The organism is Mucilaginibacter sp. UYP27, from assembly GCF_040547175.1.
Classification (GTDB): domain Bacteria; phylum Bacteroidota; class Bacteroidia; order Sphingobacteriales; family Sphingobacteriaceae; genus Mucilaginibacter.
This window is the reverse complement of record NZ_JBEPPE010000001.1, coordinates 1,513,209-1,534,104: the sequence shown is the minus strand read 5'-3', so window position 1 is coordinate 1,534,104 and position 20,896 is coordinate 1,513,209. Positions and strand designations below refer to the sequence as shown.

The following is a 20,896-nucleotide window of genomic DNA, read 5'->3' as shown; positions in this document are numbered from 1 at the left end:
CTCACATATTAAAATAATCCCAGTTGGCCCTTATCGTCCATATCTATGTCATCCGGGTTGGTTATCTCGAAATCTATTTTTTTCTTTGGCGATTCTTCAGGTTTTGATTTCACCGGTTCTTCTTTGGATTCCACAGATTTTTCGGGTTTTGGCTCAACCGGTTTTTCTATAACGGGATTCTTTGGTTCAGATTGCAGGGCAGCCACTATCGTTGCTGCCGGTGCGGTATCTGTCACCTCTTTATCGTCTCCAGTAATCGTGATCTCGGTATCTTCAACAGAATCCGGTGCAGGGTCGGGCACATCGCTTTCATCGTCATGCTCGGCCAATAGCTCCACACTTTTTATTTGGTGTACCGATAAGCGGTTACCCATGGCTTTCATACCTTTCACATCTATCAGGTCGGTAAGGTTTAGGTCGGCCTCCTCGGGGATAAGACCTTTACCTTTCAGTTGCTCAATTTTCACAATTGGTTGGGCTGCGCCGGATATCAATACCAATTTAGAACCACTTTCGTCGCTAATAATGCTGGTTTGTTTACCTATTACCGTATTCTCGAACACGAAGCGTTTCACCATGTAGTTCTTCGATTTACCATCATAATGCACAACTGCAAACACCTTAGCGGGGTCATATTTCTCAATAACGATCATCTTATCATCAAAGTGATTGTTAAGGTCAAAATTGGTCAACTCGTAGTTACCATTGCTTAATACATTAAGGATGCGGTCGTCGCCGTCAAACTCGCCAAGGTATTTACCGCGGCCATCAGCGTTCAGGCGTTTAAGGATGTCATCGTACCAGATCTTACGACCTGCCAGTGTAGAGATGCCCTTACTTTTCAGGGTCACTTTTTTAACCGGATATTTGGTAACCATGTTCCCTATAGATGCACGGCCTTTTATGGCCAGCGCTGCAAAATCCTCGTCGAACTGTAGTTTTTTTAGCTTTTGATGCGGTTTCAGCTGAATGTTAACTACTTCGGCTTCTCCGTTAGGATTGGCGGTAAAATACAGCGTTTTAGAGCCTTTGCCACCTTTGGTTAGGTCATATTCCTTATCGCGGGTTACGCCCGTTACCGAGAAACGTTTGATATAACTTACACCGGTTTGTCCGTCTTTATAAATCATGTTATAAACGGTACGCTCATCGTTCTTTTTAAATACTGCAACGTGCTCAATATCCTTACCAACAAAAACCTTGTCCTGCACTTTGGTCACCACAAACTTGCCATCGCCACGGAACACGATGATCTCATCGATATCCGAACAGTCGCACACAAACTCATCTTTCTTTAATCCCGAGCCAATGAAACCGTCCTCGCGGTTTACATATAGTTTAACGTTGGCTAAGGCAACTTGCGAGGCTTCTACCCTGTCAAACGTACGCAGCTCGGTTTTACGGCCCCGATCCTTACCATACTTTTCCCGTAGTTTTTCAAACCATGCTATAGTATAATCGATAAGGTGTTTTAAGTGGTTTTTAACCGTTTTTATTTCGGCTTCCAAAGCCTTGATCTGCTCATCCGTTTTCTTCACATCAAAACGGGTGATGCTGCTCATCGGTTTATCTATCAGTTTTTTGTAATCCTCGGGCAGAATGGCGCGGTAGAACTGTGGGAAGAATGGCTCAAACAACTTATTCAACACTATCAACACACCTTCAAAGTCTGAAGATTGCTCATAGTCTGGATGTTTGTACATCCCTTCCTGGATAAATATCTTGAGTAACGAACTGAAGAAGATCTTCTCCATCAGTTCCTTTAGCTTTATCTCCAGCTCCTGCTTCAACAATTCTTTAGTGAAGAAAGTGCTTTCTGTAAGCATATCGTTCACGCTCATAAAGCGCGGCTTGTCGTTCTGTATTACACAGGTATTCGGCGATATAGATACCTCGCAATCAGTAAAGGCGTAAAGCGCATCAATGGTAACATCGGGCGAAATGCCCGGCGCCAGGTGGATGACGATCTCTACATCCTGCGCGGTGTTATCTTCTATCTTTTTTATTTTGATCTTACCTTTATCATTAGCAGATATTACACTATCAATAAGCCCGCCTGTAGTAGTGGTGAAAGGAATCTCGGTGATGGTAAGCGTCTTTTTATCGCGCTCAACAATTTTAGCACGTACACGAACTTTACCCCCTCGCTGGCCTTCGTTATATGCCGATGCATCAGCCATACCGCCGGTAGGGAAATCGGGCAGCAAGTTTGGCCTGTTGCCACTTAAAACCGCTATAGAGGCATCTATCAGCTCGATAAAGTTATGTGGTAAGATCTTGGTAGCCAAACCCACCGCGATACCTTCGGCACCCTGTGCAAGCAATAGCGGGAACTTAACAGGAAGCGTTATAGGCTCGCGGTTACGGCCGTCATAGCTGGCCTGCCAAACGGTGGTATCCGCATTAAAAACAACATCCAGCGCAAATTTAGAAAGGCGCGCCTCGATGTAACGTGGAGCAGCTGCCGAGTCGCCGGTTATAGGGTCGCCCCAGTTACCCTGGCAATCTATCAGCAGGTTTTTTTGACCTATCTGCACCATGGCGTCACCAATAGACGCATCACCATGCGGGTGATATTTCATGGTGTTACCTATTACGTTGGCGGCTTTGTTGAAACGCCCGTCGTCCATCTCTTTAAGCGAATGCAGGATACGGCGCTGTACGGGTTTTAAACCATCGTTTAAGTGGGGAACGGCACGGTCAAGTATTACATAGGATGCATAATCCAGGAACCAATTTTCGTATAGGCCATCAAGAGAAGTGACTTTATTAAGCTTATTTTCTTCGTTATTATTTTCAGGAGTATCGGGAGTGTTCAGATCGTCGCTCATTCTGTAGCTAAAAAAATTATGGATGGGTAAAGATAGGGAAATGTGCAGATGCGGGAATATGCTAATAAGCAAATTTTATACACATTTCAACACTTGTTAATGACAGTTTCAGTTGATAACTTTAACAGGCTTATTGATATACTAAAATGATAGACAACCGTTTAAATCAGCTGATAAATGTATGGTTTTTACCATCTAAAAACACTTGGAAAGATTTTCAAGTTATGGCAATGAAAGATATAGGAACTTTATGTTTTTATGCAGACGGGATAACTTTTGAAGGAGGCGAGACCAATATAAAAATCAAAAAGATACTTGAAATTTCATACGGTAAACAAGGCCGGGATTTCATCAACAAATGGGTCAAGATAAAATATTACAATCACTTAGACGAATTAAGTGAAGCGTATTTTGCAGATGGAAATAACAGAGGTTGGTCAGGTATTTTAGGGGGCACTAAAAAGATGTACAATTTGGTGAAGAACCTGTACAATATTTAAAATGCTTTTTTATTCCCGCAACTTCTTCTGCTCCCTCAGCATCGCCCCGTAATCCATCCGCCGTACGGCCGCACTAAGGGTTTTAGCTATACGACTGGCGCGGGTCTCTACCGTTTTAGCATCGGTGATCCATTTAATGAAATATCCCTGATGCGATTTTGACAAACTATCAAAATAGGCAAATGCTTCCGGCAGTTCATAATCGAAACACTCTTGCAGATCGTCAGGAATCTCAATTTTAAAATCTTTATCATGCTCCAGCCGCAAACGCAGCATAGCACCGCTTTCTTTACGGATGGCTTTACGAATCTCCGCCTTTAAAGCCAGTATAGAATCGCCCCCGCCCACCGGCATCAACGACATCCCCGCAACAGGGTACTCGTCCAGCCAGCCGCGTACCCTCATTGATCTTTTGTTACCGGGCAATATCTGTTGCGCCACATCAGACGGAACAATTACAAAAGTCCAGCCCGTTTTGTCACCGTTCTCGCCGTATTGCCGCATTATGGTGGTAAAATCAATCATCAGTCAAATATATCCTTTCGGTACCCAAATGTTAAATGATTGTTAAATACCCAGATTTAACATTTGCACGTGTAACTAATTGACATTGGCTTGCATCTTATATACAGAAATTAACTGATCGGTTTCATCAATTACAAAACACAAATTAATAACAACCTTATTTACATCAATCATGAAAACGTTAAAATCAGTTACCCTTGGCCTTGCCCTATTAGCAACTTGCAGCTTTGTAAAAGCCAGCGATGTGCCCGACGCATATTTAACAAAAACCCACGCCATAAATACGTATGTTGATGCCATGACCCGCGGCCGTGTAAGCAACTTTAGCCAGGTGTTAGATCAATCTGCAAAGTTTGATATCCAACGCGGCAATACGGTGTTAAGCTTCAATAAAAAAGAAATGACCGACTTTTTAAAAGGCGAGAAAAATGTAGAGCAGGCTTGTATCACCAACACACAGATAGTAGAGAATGGCACCGATAGAGCCGTTGTGAAAGTGGATATGAAATTTGACCACTTTACCCGCAGCAACTATGTAACCATAGCCAACACCGGCACCGGCTGGAAGATCACCAACGTGTACAGCGTTTTTAAATAATACTTAGTTTTAGTGTTTGAGTGTGACGGGCTCCCCAGTATATCGGGGGGCCTTTCTTATGGGCCTCTCCCCAGCCCTCTCCAAAGGAGAGGGAGCTTTAAAAAAATTTCGAATGATGAATTTTGAATGTCCAATATCGAAGTTTTCCACTTCATTATTTGAAATTCAACATTTGGTGTTGGATATTAAAAATTGGATTACTTCACCAATGGCAATAAAACCGCCTGCCATTTATCATATCCATTGCTGTTTAGGTGCAGCATATCGCTTTCAAACAAGGTAGTATCCGGCATTTTGGTTGTAGGGTCTAATATAGCTGAGGCTACATCAACATAGTGCGTTTTCTTGCGGTTCCTAATAAAATCGCGCACCAGGCCGTTGGCTATCCTAACCTCAGATAAATACTTGGCACGGCTTGGGCTTGGCTTTATAGCCATAAAATAGATCTCGGCATTGGGCAAGTTTTGTTTGATCATCGCCCAAAGTTTGTAAAACTCGCGGGCAGTGAATTTACCGGTTTTGCCTGCGGCGATATCGTTCTCGCCGGCATAGATAAAGATCTTGCGCGGGTGGTACGGGTACATGATATACGGCATATAGTAATCTACCAATTGCTCTATGGTACAACCGCCAACGCCACGGCGGATGATCGGCTTATCGCTAAAGCGTTGCTCCATGTCTGTCCATTTACGGATAGATGAACTGCCGATGAACAGGATCCCGTTTTTGGCGGGCATCTTAAGGCTGTCCTGATGTTTAAAATCGCGAATCTCGTTATCGAATAGGAAACCTGTTTGCGCGCGGGCATTTACACCAAATGTTGCTAAAACTAAAAGTAAAATGATCCTGATCTTCATACCGGTTGTACTAAACGTTCTTCAAAAAACATAAAAGGCATCATGCTTTTTACATCATCAATAACCCACACAGGCCCGTCAATGCAGTATAACAACACCCGTAACGGACTGTTTTGCCTTTTCTCCACTTCGGCCATTACCTGCAGGCAGGCACCACATGAGGTAACGGGTTTCAACAACGCAAAATCATTTGTATGCGCGGTAACTGCCATACTTACAATAGGGTCATCAGCATGGCCGGCACCCCAATGGAACAGCGCAACCCGCTCGGCACACAGACCGGATGGGTAAGCTACATTCTCCTGGTTACTGGCATGGATAATTTTACCGCTTCGCAATTGCAGCGCTGCCCCCACCCTAAATTTTGAGTACGGCGAATGCGATGTTGCCATGGCTTTTACAGCTTGGGCACATAGGGCCTGGTCTGTGCTATTTAGTTCGGTGATGGTATCGTATTCTTTAAAAGATACTTTGATATCGTGTTCTGTCATGGTAAATAAGAATCCCCCAACCTGAAAAGATTGGGGGATACAAGTTAGGGCTTATTTTTTTAATATCAAAACTTACACCGCTACCGGCAATTCAACTTCATCCAGATTTTCGGCTAACAGCGGGTTTACGCTTTCGTCATCTTTCTCTACCCGTAGGTTATTTACAATATGCTGCTGGCGGGTTGGCGTATTCTTGCCCATAAAATACTCCAGCAGGGCTTTGATGTTGGCATCTTTCAGGAACACGGGGTCTAACCTGATGTCCTTACCAATAAACAGCCCAAACTCATCGGGCGAGATCTCTCCCAAACCTTTAAACCGGGTTATCTCGGGCTTAACGCCAAGGCTGGCTATGGCGTTACGGCGCTCTTCATCACTGTAACAGTATATGGTTTGCTTTTTATTACGTACCCTAAACAGCGGAGTTTGCAGGATATGCACGTGCCCGGCCTTCACCAGGTCGGGGAAGAATTGCAGGAAAAACGTCATCAGCAATAACCTGATGTGCATTCCATCCACATCGGCATCAGTTGCCACTACTATATTGTTGTAACGCAATCCATCTATACCGTCCTCGATATTTAGCGCGTGTTGCAACAGGTTAAATTCCTCGTTTTCGTAAACCACTTTTTTGGTCAGCCCGAAGCAGTTTAGCGGCTTACCCTTTAAACTAAATACTGCCTGGGTTTGCACATCCCGCGATTTGGTAATAGATCCGCTGGCCGAATCACCCTCCGTAATAAACAGAGTAGTTTCCTGCCTGCGCTCGTGGTTATCATCAAAGTGCAGTTTACAATCGCGCAGTTTGCGGTTGTGTAACGATGCTTTTTTGGCGCGATCATTAGCCAGTTTTTTAATGCCCGCAATATCCTTGCGCTCACGCTCCGATTGCAGGATGCGTTTCAGCAAGGCATCGGCAGCAACAGGATTTTTGTGCAGATAGTTATCAAGCTCCTTTTTCAGGAAATCGTTTATAAAACCACGTACCGAAGGACCTTCCGGGCCAATGTTTTGCGAACCCAGTTTGGTTTTTGTTTGCGATTCAAAAACCGGCTCCTGTACTTTTATCGCGATAGCGGCTACGATAGACGCACGGATATCCGATGCGTCAAACTCCTTTTTATAAAACTCGCGGATGGTTTTCACCACCGCCTCTCGGAAGGCTGCCTGGTGCGTACCACCTTGTGTGGTATGCTGGCCGTTTACAAATGAGTAATATTCTTCACCGTAAGATTGGCCGTGCGTCATCGCTATTTCTATATCCTCCCCTTTAAGGTGAATGATGGGGTAGCGCAGGTTCTCGGCATCGGCATTACGTACTAATAAATCGTACAGGCCGCGTTCTGATAAATATTTTTGCCCGTTAAAGTTTAACGTTAAACCTGCATTCAGGAACACATAGTTCCAGATCATATTCTCTACAAACTCGGGGATAAAGCGATAATGGCGGAAGATGCTTTCATCGGGGATAAAATTAATAGCGGTACCATTACGTTGTGAGGTTTCCTTTTCAGGCTCATCACGAATCAGTTCGCCTTTCTCAAATTCGGCAATTTTAGTACGGCCATCACGGTATGATTGTACAGTGAACGAGCCCGACAAAGCGTTAACCGCCTTAGTACCCACTCCGTTTAACCCTACCGATTTTTGGAAGGCCTTACTATCATATTTACCACCCGTATTAATTTTAGATACACAATCTATCACTTTGCCCAATGGGATGCCGCGGCCATAATCACGAACAGACACTTTGTGGTCGCTCATGCTTACCTCAATGGTACGGCCAGATCCCATCACAAATTCATCTATCGAGTTATCAATGATCTCTTTTAGCAACACATATACGCCATCGTCATAAGCCGAGCCATCGCCCAGCTTACCAATGTACATACCCGGTCTTAAGCGGATGTGTTCCTTCCAGTCTAACGACCGGATACTATCATCATCATAATTTACTGTTTCTGCCATGTTAAGATCAAATGTTTTGGTGCTGATTCAGCCCGATATGCAAAAATAAAGTTATGCCACTTAAATTAGTATTTAAATGTGCCAACTTATTAACATTGCAGGGCTATTGCTTAAATTTTATACAGCTGCTAGCCTTGTCAATATTCTTAAAAAACTCGGGGCCTTTTTCGTTACTAAAGCAAACCGCCAGTATGGTACCGGTATGGTCTTTTTGCAAAGTTATAAGGAGCGCGTATTTATAATGCTTTGTTACCGTTTCATCAAGCAGATTTAGCAGGTATGTCCTACCGGCATCTGCATTATATTTTGCCAGGTATTTTGGTGGGATGCTGCGTAACAAATAATTATTGTCGCCGGTAAAGGCCTTTGCCTGTGCAGTACCCATACCAATGTATAACGAGTCGGGGTTGGCCTGTGCAGTATTTTTGTTACCTATAGAGCGTTGGTAACTGGCGTAATTTTCCTTTTGTGATTTTACCTGAAACCACAGTTCAAACTCCTTGCCGGGTATTTCCATGGCATAGTCAAAAGAAAGATCCTCATTATCCGGCGCCTTTATCTCCCTAAACCCTTTTGGGAAGGTAAAGTTAACGTTAGCATTTGCTGCCAATGCCAGGAAATTTTTAAGTTGAGCACTAATGACCGCCTCGGCATTGGCTGAAGTTTTTGGTGTATTTGTATGTTTTACACTAATCGGTTTTTGTTTAATAACTTTCCTTCTCACCTGCGAAAACAGTGCAGGCGAAATACAAAACAACAATACCCCCGTAAGTAATATTTGTTTAAGTTGCTTCAAGTTATAGGATAAGTTAATTAGGTAACTAAATCAATGAACGAATTTAAGTGATTTTGAACATTAAATAAAATTAATTTAATCTAAAATATTAATTAAAAATAAACACACAGCAAATATGATCATACATCCAATGCCATATCACAAAGTGGGCGCAAAAGCCTTTCCTACGTTCATTGAAATTAAACTAACCCCGCCACTCATCACTACGTTTGTATATCAGATAAAAAATCCACTATTGATCAAAACTTATCGCAGGTATCAATTTTAATCTTTTTAAATTATTTTAATAAGTATTTTGATTTTATGAATTATCTTTATTAAGTTTGTATCGATGATGAAAAACAAGTCATTAAAATACGCATACTTTTTGTCCCTTCTGGGGGGATTAAATTTTATAGTTAATTGGTTAGTAAATCCTCGCTTCGGTGAGGATTTTTTTTATGCCAATTTTTTTGAGCAGATAAAACACAATACAGCAATATATTAAACCTGATTATGGCAAGATTAAATTTATTAGAAGAAACCCGTTACGAAAAACTGCCGGTTACGGTGTACCCCGACCAGCGTGCCGCATCAATAGCAGTAGCAGGCAGGATAGCTGCGCTGATCCGCAAAAAACAAGCGGCCGGCCAGCCCACCGTGTTGGGCCTGGCAACAGGTGTTACACCAATACAGGTTTACGCCGAACTAATTCGCCTGCATAAAGAAGATGGGCTTTCTTTTAAAGGCGTTATCACTTTCAATTTGGATGAATACTACCCCATGAAACCGGATGCGGCACAAAGCTACGTTACCTTCATGAACGAAAATCTGTTCGACCATATAGACATTGACAAAAAACTGGTACACATCCCCAACGGCACCCTGCCGCAAGATGAGGTTGCTGCATTTTGTTTAGAATACGAACGCCAGATAGAAGAACTTGGCGGCCTCGACCTGCAGATCTTAGGTATTGGCCGTACCGGTCACATCGGGTTTAACGAGCCGGGCTCGGCGCCCAACTCGGGCACACGGTTGGTTACGCTTGACGACCTTACACGTAACGATGCTTCGCGCGATTTTGGTGGTAAGCAAAACGTACCTACCAAAGCGATAACTATGGGTGTAGGAACGATATTTAAAGCCCGCGAAATAATCCTGATGGCATGGAGCGCCAAAAAAGCGCCGATAGTACGCAAAGCGGTAGAGGGCGAAATTTCTGGCGAAGTGCCTGCAACCTTCCTGCAATTATCAGACAATGTAGAGTTTGTTTTAGATGTGGATGCCGCATCGGGCCTTACCCGCTTTGATACACCCTGGTTGGTGTCTGATTGCGTTTGGGATAACAATTTGAAGAAAAAAGCCGTTATCTGGCTATCGGGGGCGGTTGGCAAACCCATCCTAAAACTTACCGAAGAGGATTACAACAGCAACGGTATGGCGCAACTCGCGGTAGAGCAAGGCCCCGTATACCAGATCAACATTGACATTTTTAACCAGGTGCAGCACACCATTACCGGCTGGCCGGGAGGCAAACCGGGAGCAGACGACAGCCAGCGCCCCGAACGTGCCGAACCCGCAAGCAAACGGTCTATTGTTTTTTCTCCTCACCCCGATGATGATGTGATCTCGATGGGTGGTACATTTATTCGCCTTGTTGACCAGGGCCATGATGTACACGTAGCTTATCAAACATCGGGCAACACCGCCGTGTGGGACGATGATGTGCTACGATACATGGAATTCGCTATTGATTTTAAAGCCAGCGTTGGGGAGGATACCGCCAAACTGCAAGGCATTTACGAAGACATGCGCACATTCATCCATAAGAAACTACCAAACCAGGTAGATACTACGGAAATTCGTGATGTAAAAGGCTTTATCCGTAAAACGGAGGCTATCTCGGGTGCACGCTTTGCAGGGTTGCCGGATAGCAATATCCACTTCCAGGCGTTGCCGTTCTACGAATCCGGTAAAACCAAAAAGAACTCGGTTGGCGAAGAGGATATCAAACAGACCATGGAATTGCTACAAAAGGTAAAACCACAACAGGTATTTACCGCCGGTGATTTTGCTGACCCGCATGGCACACACGTGGTTTGTTTCAATATCGTTATCGAATCATTACAACGCCTCCGTAAAACCGAGGCTTGGGTAAACGACTGCTGGGTTTGGATGTACCGCGGCGCATGGCATGAGTTTGCCACCCACGAAATTGAAATGGCCGTACCACTTTCGCCCGCCGAAGTATTGCGCAAACGCAGCGCGATCTTTAAACACCAGTCGCAAAAAGATAAGCCCGTTTTCCCCGGTGACGATGCACGCGAGTTTTGGGTACGCGCCGAAGATCGCAACCGCGAAACCGCCCAAAATTACGATCGCTTAGGTATGGCAGAGTATGCAGCTATGGAGGCTTTTGTGAGATATCATTATTAAGATAAACATTTCTGTAACGTAAAAAGCCGCGAATTATCGCGGCTTTTTACGTTACATTCCCACCATGCCCTTGCGAGAGATAGCCCGGCAATCTCTTTAAGTATTCGTTTATGCAAAGTGTACAATTATGTAAAGAGATTGCTTCGTTCCTGCAATACCGCGGGGGAATAGAGAAAGAACGTAGCGACATGGTGGCGCTATTTTGTCAGTACATGCAAAAACTGAAAGTGCTGATTATAAGGCAGATATGCGCGTTCACGCCCGTTCATGGCCGTGAACGTGAACATTTTGCAGTTACGGGGGGCGTTTTAGGCGTGTTGAGCGGTTCCAAATAGAGCATCTAAATGACGCTTTACCGGGCGTGATTTTTATTTTATCTTCCCGTTCACCAAAGCAATTATCTCCGCTTCGGCGGCAATTGTTTTTTGCTCTATCTCTTCGCCACGTTTTAAAATATCATCTACAAAAGCTTTATCCTTAAAGCCTGATGCATTTATCTTCACATTCATAAACGCCCCCATTACCGCCGAGCGTACACACAACGCCGCTACACCCGCATCCGTTACCGAATTTGGGTTACCGTTTTCTACCATAGCTTTTATCAGCGTTAAACTTTCATAAGAGGTTTCCATTACCTGGAATGGAATTTCGATTGCGTAACGGGTAGCATCCTGTATGGCCCGGTTACGTGCAGCTTTCTCTGCATCGTTTCCTTTCGGCAAACTAAACGCTTCCATTATTCGGTTGAAGGCCGTGGTATCAAGGTCAACCAGCCTTAACAATTCATCTTTCAAGGCCTGCCCCTGCTCAGCCCAATTACTAAATTCATCCCAACGGTGGTCCCAGCCTTTTTTGTGAGATGACAGATTAGCCACCATGGTAGCCAGCGACGCACCCAAAGCACCCATATAAGCGGAGATTGATCCTCCACCCGGCGCAGGGCTTTCGCTCGCGGTTTCGTCGGCAAAAGCGGTTAAGGTCATACCCACCATTTTGCAGGCATTGGCGTCTCGCAGCAAATATTCTATTATACGGTCGTCGGGATTAAAAGGACCAAGTTCATCCAACCCCATCGATTTAATAGCGATCTTGATAATTTCCGCCTCACTCACCCCCACCGACCGCTGTTGTTTCCGCAAAAAATATTTACCGGCATCCAGCATGGCTTTCAATGGGATCAAGCCCACCAACTCGCTGCCCGTAACACGGATACCACGGTCTGCAGCCTTGCTGCAAACCTCGTCGAAAGCAACATGTATAGGCGTAACTTCAATGTTGGTTAGGTTCATCGAGATCTGGGCAACGCCATACTCTTCAATGTACCAGCCAATAGCCTTTACACTTTTTAAGGTGCCTGGGATAGATCTCGGTTTGCCATCCTCATCATTGATAATTTTACCGTTCACCGGGTCGCCCTCGCGCATTACGCGGCCAGCCTCGCGCACATCAAAAGCAATGGCATTAGCCCTGCGGGTTGATGTGGTATTCAGGTTGATATTATAAGCGATCAAAAAATCTCGTGCGCCAATCACGGTAGCACCCCGCTTGGTATCCATCTCGGCCGGGCCAAAATCGGGTTTCCATTTAGGCTCTTTTATTTTTTTGAAGAAACCCTCATACTCACCCGCACGGATCACCGATAAATTATCCCGGCTTTTATCTGCTTGTGCATGCTGGTATAAATACGCAGGAATGCCCAACTCCTGGCCCACACGCTTAGCCAGCTGCTTAGCATACTCAGCGGTCTCTTCCATCGTTATATTGGCAATAGGTATCAGCGGACAAACATCGGTTGCGCCCATTCGCGGGTGCTCGCCTTTATGTTTGCTCATATCTATCAGTTCTCCGGCTTTTTTAATCGCCAGGAAAGCTGCTTGTATCACTTGCTTTGGTTCACCCACAAAAGTTACCACCGTGCGGTTGGTGGCCTTACCCGGGTCAACGTTTAGCAAGCGAACGCCCTCAACAGACTCCACCTCGTCGGTAATTTGTTTAATGATAACCAGGTTTACACCTTCGCTAAAATTGGGCACACATTCTATTAGTTGGTTCATTAGTTTATTAGTTCAACTGTTCATTAGTAACACCCTTAACCCAAACGAGGTTAGGCTTCAATTTTCCCTGGTAATATAATATTTCGCGGTAATCGGCGCATGGGTAGGCCTGCATATCGCCGGGCATACCCGGTGCTAATATACCACCTTCTATTTTTAATGCCGTGGCCGCGCGAAAGGTCAATCCTGCAAAAACTTCGGCAGCAGATAACTTTTCTGATGCGCTCATCACGGCGGCTTGCATTAGCAAGTCGCCCATGGGTGCCGAGCCGGGGTTCCAATCGCTGGCAATAGCGAGGCAGGCACCGGCATCAAGCAGTTTGCGGGCGGGTGCATAAGGCATACCCAAACCTAAAGATGCACCGGGTAATGTTACTGCAACAGTATTAGATGAGGCCAACAGGCCAATTTCTTTTTCGCCGCTTGCTTCCATGTGGTCGGCAGATAAGGCGCCAACCTGCACCGCAACGGCGCTGCCACCTGTTGTAAACTGGTCGGCATGTACGGTAATATCAAAGCCCATTTGTTTGGCTTTGGTCAGGTAGGTCAAAGCGTTTTGAGTATTAAAGGCGCTTTGCTCGATAAAGACATCTACACGTTCGCTTAGGTTTTCCTGCTTAAGAACAGGTAGCAACTCATTTATAATATAGGCCAAATATTCTTCCTGCGATCCTGTAAAATCCTTCGGCACCATGTGCGCGGCAAGGCAGGTAGGTATCAGTTTAGCTTTAGTTTGTGCCGACGCCGTTTTGATTGCTTGGAGCTGTTTTAACTCTTCATCAACGCTTAACCCATAACCGGTTTTAACTTCGATAGTAGTTACTCCTTCCGCCAAATGGCGATTGGCACGTCGTAGCAGGTTATTTACAAGGGTGGCCTCATTAGCAGCCCGGGTTTGGGTAACGGTATCCCAGATACCGCCGCCTGCTTGGGCAATTTCTAAATAAGTTTTACCTGCTATGCGCATGGAATAGTCCTTTGCACGGTTACCACCGAAACAAATATGCGTATGGCAATCTATAAAGCCGGGCAGCAAAACATGATTGCCGTGTATCTCTTCGATTTGTGCCGATGGATTGGCTTTAGTTAGTTCTTTATAATCGCCAATTTCGATAATAAGTCCGTTCTCTACCAGCACTCCACCATTAGCAACAATATGTAATTGCTCATCCTTCAAAGCGCCTTTTAAGGGCAACCCTGTTAAGGGGAGTATTTGCGTGAATGGACCTATTAATTTTTTCATATTGTTGTTCATGTATCCCTCGCGTCATTGCGAGGTACGAAGCAATCTCTACATCGGCAGGTCAGCTCTGTACAGCAAAGAGATTGCTTCGTACCTCGCAATGACGGCTTTTTTACATTGTCTTCGGGCTTTCCGACTATCGGTTTCCGACTTAAACCTACCAGACTTTCAACCCAAATCTATCTGCCCAATCCTGTGCCTTGTCATAACCGGCATCCGCATGGCGGAAGATACCCATGGCAGGATCATTATGCAAAACTCGTTTCAGGCAAGTTGCGGCGCGTTCGGTGCCATCGGCTACGACTACCATTCCGGCATGTTGCGAGTAACCCATACCTACGCCGCCGCCGTGATGGAACGATACCCATGTAGCGCCGCCCGAAGTGTTAGCCATCAAGTTCAGCAATGGCCAGTCAGATACGGCGTCCGAGCCATCTTTCATCGATTCGGTTTCGCGGTTTGGTGATGCTACAGAGCCACAATCCAAATGGTCGCGACCGATCACGATAGGCGCTTTTACTTTGCCGCTTGCTACCAGCTCGTTAAATATCAACCCGGCCTTTTCGCGCTCGCCCATGCCTAACCAGCAAATGCGTGCAGGCAAGCCTTGAAAGGCAATTTGCTTTTGCGCTTTTTCCAGCCAGTTTATTAAAGGTTTGTTATCGGGGAAAGCGTCGATCAAAGCCTTGTCAGTTGTATAAATATCTTCTGGATCGCCGGATAGGGCTACCCACCTAAACGGGCCTTTCCCCTCGCAAAACAACGGGCGGATAAACGCCGGTGTAAAGCCCGGGAAATCGTAAGCGTTTTGCTCGCCGCCCTGTTTGGCAAACTCGCGCAGGTTGTTCCCGTAATCGAATGTTATCGACCCTCGTTTTTGCAATTCCAGCATAAAACCAACATGGCGGGCCATACTGGCTAATGACAAGTTTTTATATTGCGCAGGATCTGCCTTGCGCAGGTCAAGCGCCTCATCTAACCTTAATCCGTTAGGAATATAGCCGTTCAATGGGTCGTGTGCGGAGGTTTGGTCGGTTACCATATCGGGCACAATGCCATCAGCGATCAGTCGTTCCAGCATATCGCCGGCATCGCTCACCAAACCAACCGACAAAGTTTCGCGCTTGGCCATGGCATCCTGCACCCAGCTTACCGCTTCCTCGTATGAGTGAGTTAACCTGTCAATATATTTACTATCTATCCGTTTTTGGATGCGGGTAGCATCTACATCGGCACCTAAAAATACGGCACCAGCCATAGTTGCGGCCAATGGTTGTGCGCCACCCATACCGCCAATACCGGCGCTTACGATCAGTTTACCTGTCAAATCATTATTAAAATGCTGGCGTCCTGCCTCCACAAACGTTTCGTAAGTGCCTTGCAAAATACCCTGGGTGCCAATGTAGATCCAACTCCCGGCGGTCATCTGGCCGTACATCATCAGGCCATCGGCGCGCAGTTTATTGAAATGCTCCCAGGTTGCCCATGCGGGTACAAGGTTGCTGTTGGCTATTAAAACCCTTGGCGCCTGCGGGTGGCTGCGGATGATCCCAACCGGCTTGCCGGATTGTACCAATAACGAATGATCCTCATCCAGTTCCAGCAACAGTTCAATTATCTTCCGCAGCGATTCGGGGTTGCGGGCTGCCTGTCCGATACCGCCATAAACCACCAACTCCTCAGGGTTTTCTGCAACCTCTCCGTTAAGGTTGTTAAGCAACATGCGCAGCGGTGCTTCCGTTTGCCAGCTTTTAGCATGCAGTTGGTTACCAACCGGGGCATAATAAACCGGGTGGTTGGCGTACGTATTAATAAATTCCGAATTCGTCATCGTCGTTTATATTGATGTTGTGTTTTTGGGCGGCTTCGTCTGCAACCGACCGGAGCTGCCCGCTAATAATTAGTTGATGCAGGGCGTTGATATCATCCGCAAAAATCCTGTCTTCTTTAATAAAAGGAACGTGCTCCCTTACCAATTGATGCATGTTCTCTATTACCGGGGTACTTTGCAAAGGCCGGCGGAACTCTAACGCCTGCGATGCGTAAAGTAACTCTATAGCCTGGATGTACTCCAAATTATCTAACACCGTGTGCAGTTTGCGCCCGCTGATAGAGCCCATGGAAACATGATCTTCCTGCCCGAGCGAGGTAGGCACACTATCGGCACTTGCCGGGAAACAGAAAGTTTTATTTTCGGTAACCAACGCGGCGGTGGTGTATTGCGGGATCATCAGGCCCGAATTTAGTCCGGCATCATCTGTTAAAAGTTTTGGTAAACCGTAACGGCCTTCGCTCATGAGGTAGCAGCGGCGATCAGCAATATTGCCCAGTTCGGCAGCGGCTACAGTAGCGTAATCTAACGGCAAAGCCAATGGCTGCCCGTGAAAGTTGCCACCGCTTATGGTATCATCGGCATTAAAAATTACCGGGTTATCGGTTACAGAATTTAATTCTATCTCAGTTAGTTCTTTTAAATGCAGCCAGGCATTGCGCGATGCACCATGTACCTGCGGCATACAACGTAACGAATATGGATCCTGCACCCGATCACAATCTACATGAGAACTGCCAATGGACGACCCCTCCAATAACGACGCCAGGCGTTTCGCCACCAACTTAGTGCCTTTATACGGGCGAATGGCATGTAGCCTCGCATCAAATGGCCGTGAAGAGCCCATAAGCCCTTCAAGTGACATGGCGCCGATCAGATCAGCAACATTAAGCGCTTTGTTTAAACGTTCAACCGCCTTTATAGCGAAAGCTAAAATAAATTGGGTGCCGTTTATAAGTGCTAAACCTTCTTTTGGGCCCAGCACCAATGGCTGTAAATTATGTTGTTTAAGGATTTCGCCTGCGTGATGCCTTTCGTCGCCAATATTTACATATCCTAAGCCAATTAACGGCAAAAACAGATGCGAAAGCGGCGCCAGATCACCCGAGGCACCAACCGATCCTTTCTCGGGTACGACCGGGATAATATCATTATCTATATGCCAAATGATCCTATCTAACGTTGCAGGTGCAATACCCGAGTAGCCCTGCGCCAAAGCTTGCACCTTGGTTATCAGCATCAGCTTGGCGATTTCCTGCGGGTTAGGTTTACCTACGCCAACGCTATGGCTTTTTAAAATATTACTTTGCAGCAGGCTGGTATCCTTCTCAGAAATGCCTGTATCGCAAAGCGGACCAAAACCTGTATTAATACCGTAGACCGGTAAGTGCGCGTGTACAATTTTTTCAACCTCTTTCCAGGAAGTGCGAATGCGCGTGGCGGCATCGGTATCAATTATACCCTTTATTTTGCCCGATGCTATATCCAGGCAAACACCAATAGTTAAGTGGCCTGTGCCGTAATTAAATTGTGTCATGGAGAGCGGGGTTTAATTTGGCGCTTACTTTACCCGATAAGTTGTAAGCACGAAAAGAATCTTCTAAAGCGGATATTGCGGGGAGTATTTCGGCAATCTTTGAATCGCTCGCTTCCAGTTCGGCCATGCTGACGGTAATGGCTTCCCAAACGGGCAGGATCCGACTTAGCAGTTCGCGGCCCTTACCTGTGAATTGTACCATTTGCCTGCGGCCATCGTCGGCATGGGTGGTGGTTTCTACTAATTTACGGTTCTTTAAGTTTGTTATCAGCTGACTTGCCGCCGGGTGCGATACCTCGGTTTGTTCGCTCAACTCCTTAATAGATAGCGAATCGTTTTTTGACAGCAGGTAAAACACCGGGAACCAGCTGGCATCAAAATCAATGCCTTCATTTTGGTAGATGCGGTTTATTTCGGCAAGGAAGGTTTCACTCATCCGCCTTAAGCGGCTGCCCAATACCAGGTAACCCAAACTTTGATACAAATTCATAAGTGCAATTTATATAAGTGCTTATATAAATGCAAGTTTATTTTGTAAATGTTTGATAATCTATATTTATTAGACGCATAACTTACTCACCCGGTCATTGCTTCGCCCGCCGCCGCGGGGTGAGTAATCTCAAGCATTCTCCCCCTCAGACAGAACTTGTCCTAATCCACCTGTTCTCTTGTCGCAATTGCACCGTAAAAATCAATTTGTTATAGGGTATCTTCGTTATATATTAAATATTAGATTATGAAAGAGCAATTTAGTATCATCATCAACACATCGCGCAAAAAAGTTTGGGAAACACTTTGGGGCGATGAAACTTATCCGCAATGGACTGCACCATTTTGTGAAGGTTCAAAGGCCATTACCGACTGGAAAGAAGGCAGCAAGGTTTTGTTTAGCGACGGTGAAGACCGTGGCATGGTGTCTATGATTGCCCGCAATATCCCTTACGAATTTATTTCCTTTAAAATGCTGGGAGAATTAAAAAACGGTGTGGAAGATTTCACCAGCGATAATGCGAAAAAACTGGCCGGCGGCATGGAAAATTATACCCTTACGGGCGATGGCAATAAAACCCACTTAACGGTAGACCTGAGCGGTACCAACCTGGATCAGCACATTATGAACTACTTTTTGCAAACCTGGCCAAAAGCGCTGGAAGCATTAAAAGCCGTTGCTGAAAAATAACTTTGTATCAGCCTTTTTACTGATAATACACCTGCATTTGCTCATTAAAGCTATTTTTGCTTAATGAAAAAGTCACTATTAATATTTTTAACAACCGTAATATGCGGCGCAAGCTTTGCCGGCGGCATCGACACCATAAAACGTAGCGGTTATACACTTATCGTACACGGCAACGACGCTAACTTTGATAAAGCTATTACCGATAAACTTATCAGCACATTTTTCATCGTTTACCCTAAAATAGTAAACGAGTACAATAAGAAAAGCCTTAAACAGGTGGAGTTTTTTATCGATACCGCCTACCATGGTGTTGCTGCTACAGATAATGGCCGCGTGGTTTTTAGTCCGGCTTATATGACTAAGCACCCAAATGATATTGATGTGGTTACCCACGAAGTGATGCACATTGCCCAAAACTACGGCAGTTTCGACGGGCCGGGATGGTTAACAGAAGGCATTGCCGATTATGTACGTAACGAGCAAGGTGTGGCTAACGCTGCCGCAAATTGGAAGTTGCCGGATTTTAAACCTACCCAAAATTATGATAACGCCTACCGTGTTACCGCCCGATTTTTAGTGTGGGTAGAAACTAAGGTCAAAAAGGGGACCGTTAAAAAATTAGACAGTCAGATGCGCGATCATACTTACACAGCAGCATCTTGGAATAAACTTACCGGTAAATCGGTTGATGACTTGTGGAAGGATTATTCGACTAACCCGACGATATAATTGCCAGCCTGAATTTACCGGCTTTGAAGGTTAAATGACGTAAAGAGAGACAAAAAAAGCGTTATTTAGATGCGCTATATACACCCGGTCAGCAGCACCTAAAATAGCCCTGAAAACGACCTGAAACGCCCCCGTAACTGCAGAATGTTCACGTTCACGGCCATTAACGCGCGTGAACGCTCGTATCTGCCTTATAATCAGCGTTTCCAATTTTTACATATACTGACAAAATAGCGCCACCATCATTAGTAAGGTTTGCCAGGCTCACCATTACAGTCTATTAAACGCGCGGCATTGCAATAACGATCTGCCTGAAACTAAGAAAGGCCTTCCAAAAATTGGAAAGCCTTTCTTGTTTGTCAATTTAATGATTAAAATCAACCACCTAATGCTGCTGCACCACTTACGATCTCGGTAAGTTCGGTTGTGATTGCTGCCTGGCGTGCCTGGTTGTATGAAAGTTTTAGGGCTTTCAACAGGTCGCCTGCATTTTCGGTTGCTTTATCCATCGCTGTCATACGTGCGCCATGCTCAGATGCGTTTGAATCTAAAACGGCACGGTATAACTGAATTTTAATATTTTTAGGGATCAGCTGTTCTACTATCTCTTCCTGCGAAGGTTCTAAGATGTAGTTAACCTGCGTTTCAATAACAGCATCCTTAGCTTTAACCGCTTCTTCTTTTGGTTTTGCTTCGGCCATTGGTACCGGCAATAATTGCTCGGCAACCTGGAACTGTACAGCCGCGTTGCGGAAATGGTTATAAACCAATTCAACACGATCGTAATCGCCATTGATAAAGCCTTGCATAATGCTGTCGGTAATTTTCGAAGCATTGATAAAGTTCAGGTCAAGGTACAAATCGTTGTTGTTACCAATAACGTTATACTTACGACGCTGAAAAAACTCCTGGCTTTTTTTACCGATGGCAACAATAGAAACGTTACCCGCCCTTAACTGCTCGCTGTATTTCTCGGCAATCAGGTTATTGGCAGTTTTAATAACGTTGGTATTAAAAGCACCCGCTAAACCACGGTTTGATGATACAACAATAACCAATACACGCACCGGCTCGCGCTGTTGCAGGTATGGCGAAGCACCATCCTCTAAACTTGCCGATAGGTTTGCCAAAAGGTCTTTCAACTTATTAGCGTACGGGCGTAACTGTACAATAGCATTGGTTGCCCTTTTCAGCTTCGCTGCCGAAACCATTTTCATGGCCTTGGTGATCTGCTGTGTTGAGCTTACGGATGCTATCCTGTTTCTTACTTCTTTTAAATTAGCCATTCTTTTGTTTTAGTATCAAGTATCGAGTATCATGTATTTAGACTTTATGTCTTGC

18 protein-coding genes are annotated in these 20,896 nt (G+C 45.2%); 6 read left to right on the top strand and 12 right to left on the bottom strand.

Features of this window, described 5'->3' with window-relative positions; genetic code table 11:
* Nucleotides 1-8: 8 nt before the first annotated feature.
* Entirely contained in the window at nucleotides 9-2,831 is a 2,823-nt protein-coding gene (locus tag ABIB39_RS06755) for a DNA gyrase/topoisomerase IV subunit A (RefSeq protein ID WP_354428420.1), read from the bottom strand.
* A gap of 146 nt (nucleotides 2,832-2,977) precedes the next feature.
* Between ABIB39_RS06755 and ABIB39_RS06750 the strand changes: the two genes are divergently transcribed.
* On the top strand, nucleotides 2,978-3,331 hold the full coding sequence (locus tag ABIB39_RS06750) for a hypothetical protein (protein WP_354428419.1): 354 nt from the start codon (nucleotides 2,978-2,980) through the stop codon (nucleotides 3,329-3,331).
* Nucleotides 3,332-3,340: 9 nt separating this feature from the next.
* Here the strand turns inward: ABIB39_RS06750 and ABIB39_RS06745 are convergent, their stop codons facing one another.
* The gene (locus ABIB39_RS06745) at nucleotides 3,341-3,856 is read right to left on the bottom strand and encodes a YdeI/OmpD-associated family protein (RefSeq protein WP_354428417.1); all 516 of its coding nucleotides are present in this window, start codon (nucleotides 3,854-3,856) and stop codon (nucleotides 3,341-3,343) included.
* Nucleotides 3,857-4,028: 172 nt separating this feature from the next.
* Here ABIB39_RS06745 and ABIB39_RS06740 point away from each other — a divergent pair, with 172 nt between their 5' ends.
* A complete protein-coding gene (locus ABIB39_RS06740; RefSeq protein ID WP_354428416.1) occupies nucleotides 4,029-4,454 on the top strand; it encodes a nuclear transport factor 2 family protein in 426 nt (141 codons plus the stop codon).
* 197 nt (nucleotides 4,455-4,651) lie between these two features.
* Here the strand turns inward: ABIB39_RS06740 and ABIB39_RS06735 are convergent, their stop codons facing one another.
* From ABIB39_RS06735 to ABIB39_RS06720, 4 genes are all read right to left on the bottom strand, one after another.
* Nucleotides 4,652-5,311 carry a GDSL-type esterase/lipase family protein gene (locus ABIB39_RS06735; RefSeq protein ID WP_354428414.1) on the bottom strand — a complete coding sequence of 220 codons (660 nt, stop codon included), beginning with the start codon at nucleotides 5,309-5,311 and terminating at the stop codon, nucleotides 4,652-4,654.
* A complete protein-coding gene (locus ABIB39_RS06730; RefSeq protein WP_354428412.1) occupies nucleotides 5,308-5,802 on the bottom strand; it encodes a cytidine deaminase in 495 nt (164 codons plus the stop codon). Before ABIB39_RS06730 ends, ABIB39_RS06735 begins: the two co-directional genes overlap by 4 nt.
* Before the next feature lie 72 nt (nucleotides 5,803-5,874).
* The gene (locus ABIB39_RS06725) at nucleotides 5,875-7,770 is read right to left on the bottom strand and encodes a DNA topoisomerase IV subunit B (protein WP_354428410.1); all 1,896 of its coding nucleotides are present in this window, start codon (nucleotides 7,768-7,770) and stop codon (nucleotides 5,875-5,877) included.
* 103 nt (nucleotides 7,771-7,873) lie between these two features.
* A complete protein-coding gene (locus tag ABIB39_RS06720) occupies nucleotides 7,874-8,566 on the bottom strand; it encodes a hypothetical protein (RefSeq protein ID WP_354428408.1) in 693 nt (230 codons plus the stop codon).
* A 495-nt stretch (nucleotides 8,567-9,061) separates the two neighbouring features.
* Between ABIB39_RS06720 and nagB the strand changes: the two genes are divergently transcribed.
* Both nagB and ABIB39_RS06710 read left to right on the top strand, forming a co-directional pair.
* On the top strand, nucleotides 9,062-10,981 hold the full coding sequence (gene nagB / locus ABIB39_RS06715; RefSeq protein WP_354428407.1) for a glucosamine-6-phosphate deaminase: 1,920 nt from the start codon (nucleotides 9,062-9,064) through the stop codon (nucleotides 10,979-10,981).
* A 110-nt stretch (nucleotides 10,982-11,091) separates the two neighbouring features.
* Nucleotides 11,092-11,316 (top strand): hypothetical protein, encoded by a 225-nt coding sequence (locus tag ABIB39_RS06710; RefSeq protein WP_354428405.1) that lies wholly within the window; start codon nucleotides 11,092-11,094, stop codon nucleotides 11,314-11,316.
* Nucleotides 11,317-11,349: 33 nt separating this feature from the next.
* Here ABIB39_RS06710 and ftcD read toward each other — a convergent pair whose 3' ends face one another.
* The 5 genes from ftcD to ABIB39_RS06685 form a co-directional block, all read right to left on the bottom strand.
* Entirely contained in the window at nucleotides 11,350-13,035 is a 1,686-nt protein-coding gene (gene ftcD / locus ABIB39_RS06705) for a glutamate formimidoyltransferase (protein ID WP_354428403.1), read from the bottom strand.
* 7 nt (nucleotides 13,036-13,042) lie between these two features.
* Nucleotides 13,043-14,278, bottom strand: a complete 1,236-nt coding sequence (hutI, locus tag ABIB39_RS06700; protein ID WP_354428401.1) for an imidazolonepropionase — start codon at nucleotides 14,276-14,278, stop codon at nucleotides 13,043-13,045.
* A 157-nt stretch (nucleotides 14,279-14,435) separates the two neighbouring features.
* Entirely contained in the window at nucleotides 14,436-16,109 is a 1,674-nt protein-coding gene (gene hutU / locus ABIB39_RS06695; RefSeq protein ID WP_354428399.1) for a urocanate hydratase, read from the bottom strand.
* On the bottom strand, nucleotides 16,087-17,646 hold the full coding sequence (gene hutH, locus ABIB39_RS06690; protein WP_354428397.1) for a histidine ammonia-lyase: 1,560 nt from the start codon (nucleotides 17,644-17,646) through the stop codon (nucleotides 16,087-16,089). The genes hutU and hutH overlap by 23 nt, the downstream gene beginning before the upstream one ends.
* Nucleotides 17,633-18,136, bottom strand: coding sequence for a MarR family winged helix-turn-helix transcriptional regulator (locus ABIB39_RS06685; protein ID WP_354428395.1), 504 nt, complete (start codon nucleotides 18,134-18,136; stop codon nucleotides 17,633-17,635). The genes hutH and ABIB39_RS06685 overlap by 14 nt, the downstream gene beginning before the upstream one ends.
* Before the next feature lie 246 nt (nucleotides 18,137-18,382).
* Here ABIB39_RS06685 and ABIB39_RS06680 point away from each other — a divergent pair, with 246 nt between their 5' ends.
* Both ABIB39_RS06680 and ABIB39_RS06675 read left to right on the top strand, forming a co-directional pair.
* On the top strand, nucleotides 18,383-18,826 hold the full coding sequence (locus ABIB39_RS06680; RefSeq protein ID WP_354428394.1) for an SRPBCC domain-containing protein: 444 nt from the start codon (nucleotides 18,383-18,385) through the stop codon (nucleotides 18,824-18,826).
* A 63-nt stretch (nucleotides 18,827-18,889) separates the two neighbouring features.
* Nucleotides 18,890-19,555, top strand: a complete 666-nt coding sequence (locus tag ABIB39_RS06675) for a basic secretory protein-like protein (protein WP_354428393.1) — start codon at nucleotides 18,890-18,892, stop codon at nucleotides 19,553-19,555.
* Between the two features lie 377 nt (nucleotides 19,556-19,932).
* Here the strand turns inward: ABIB39_RS06675 and atpG are convergent, their stop codons facing one another.
* Nucleotides 19,933-20,841 carry an ATP synthase F1 subunit gamma gene (gene atpG / locus ABIB39_RS06670; protein ID WP_354428391.1) on the bottom strand — a complete coding sequence of 303 codons (909 nt, stop codon included), beginning with the start codon at nucleotides 20,839-20,841 and terminating at the stop codon, nucleotides 19,933-19,935.
* Nucleotides 20,842-20,896 lie beyond the last annotated feature (55 nt).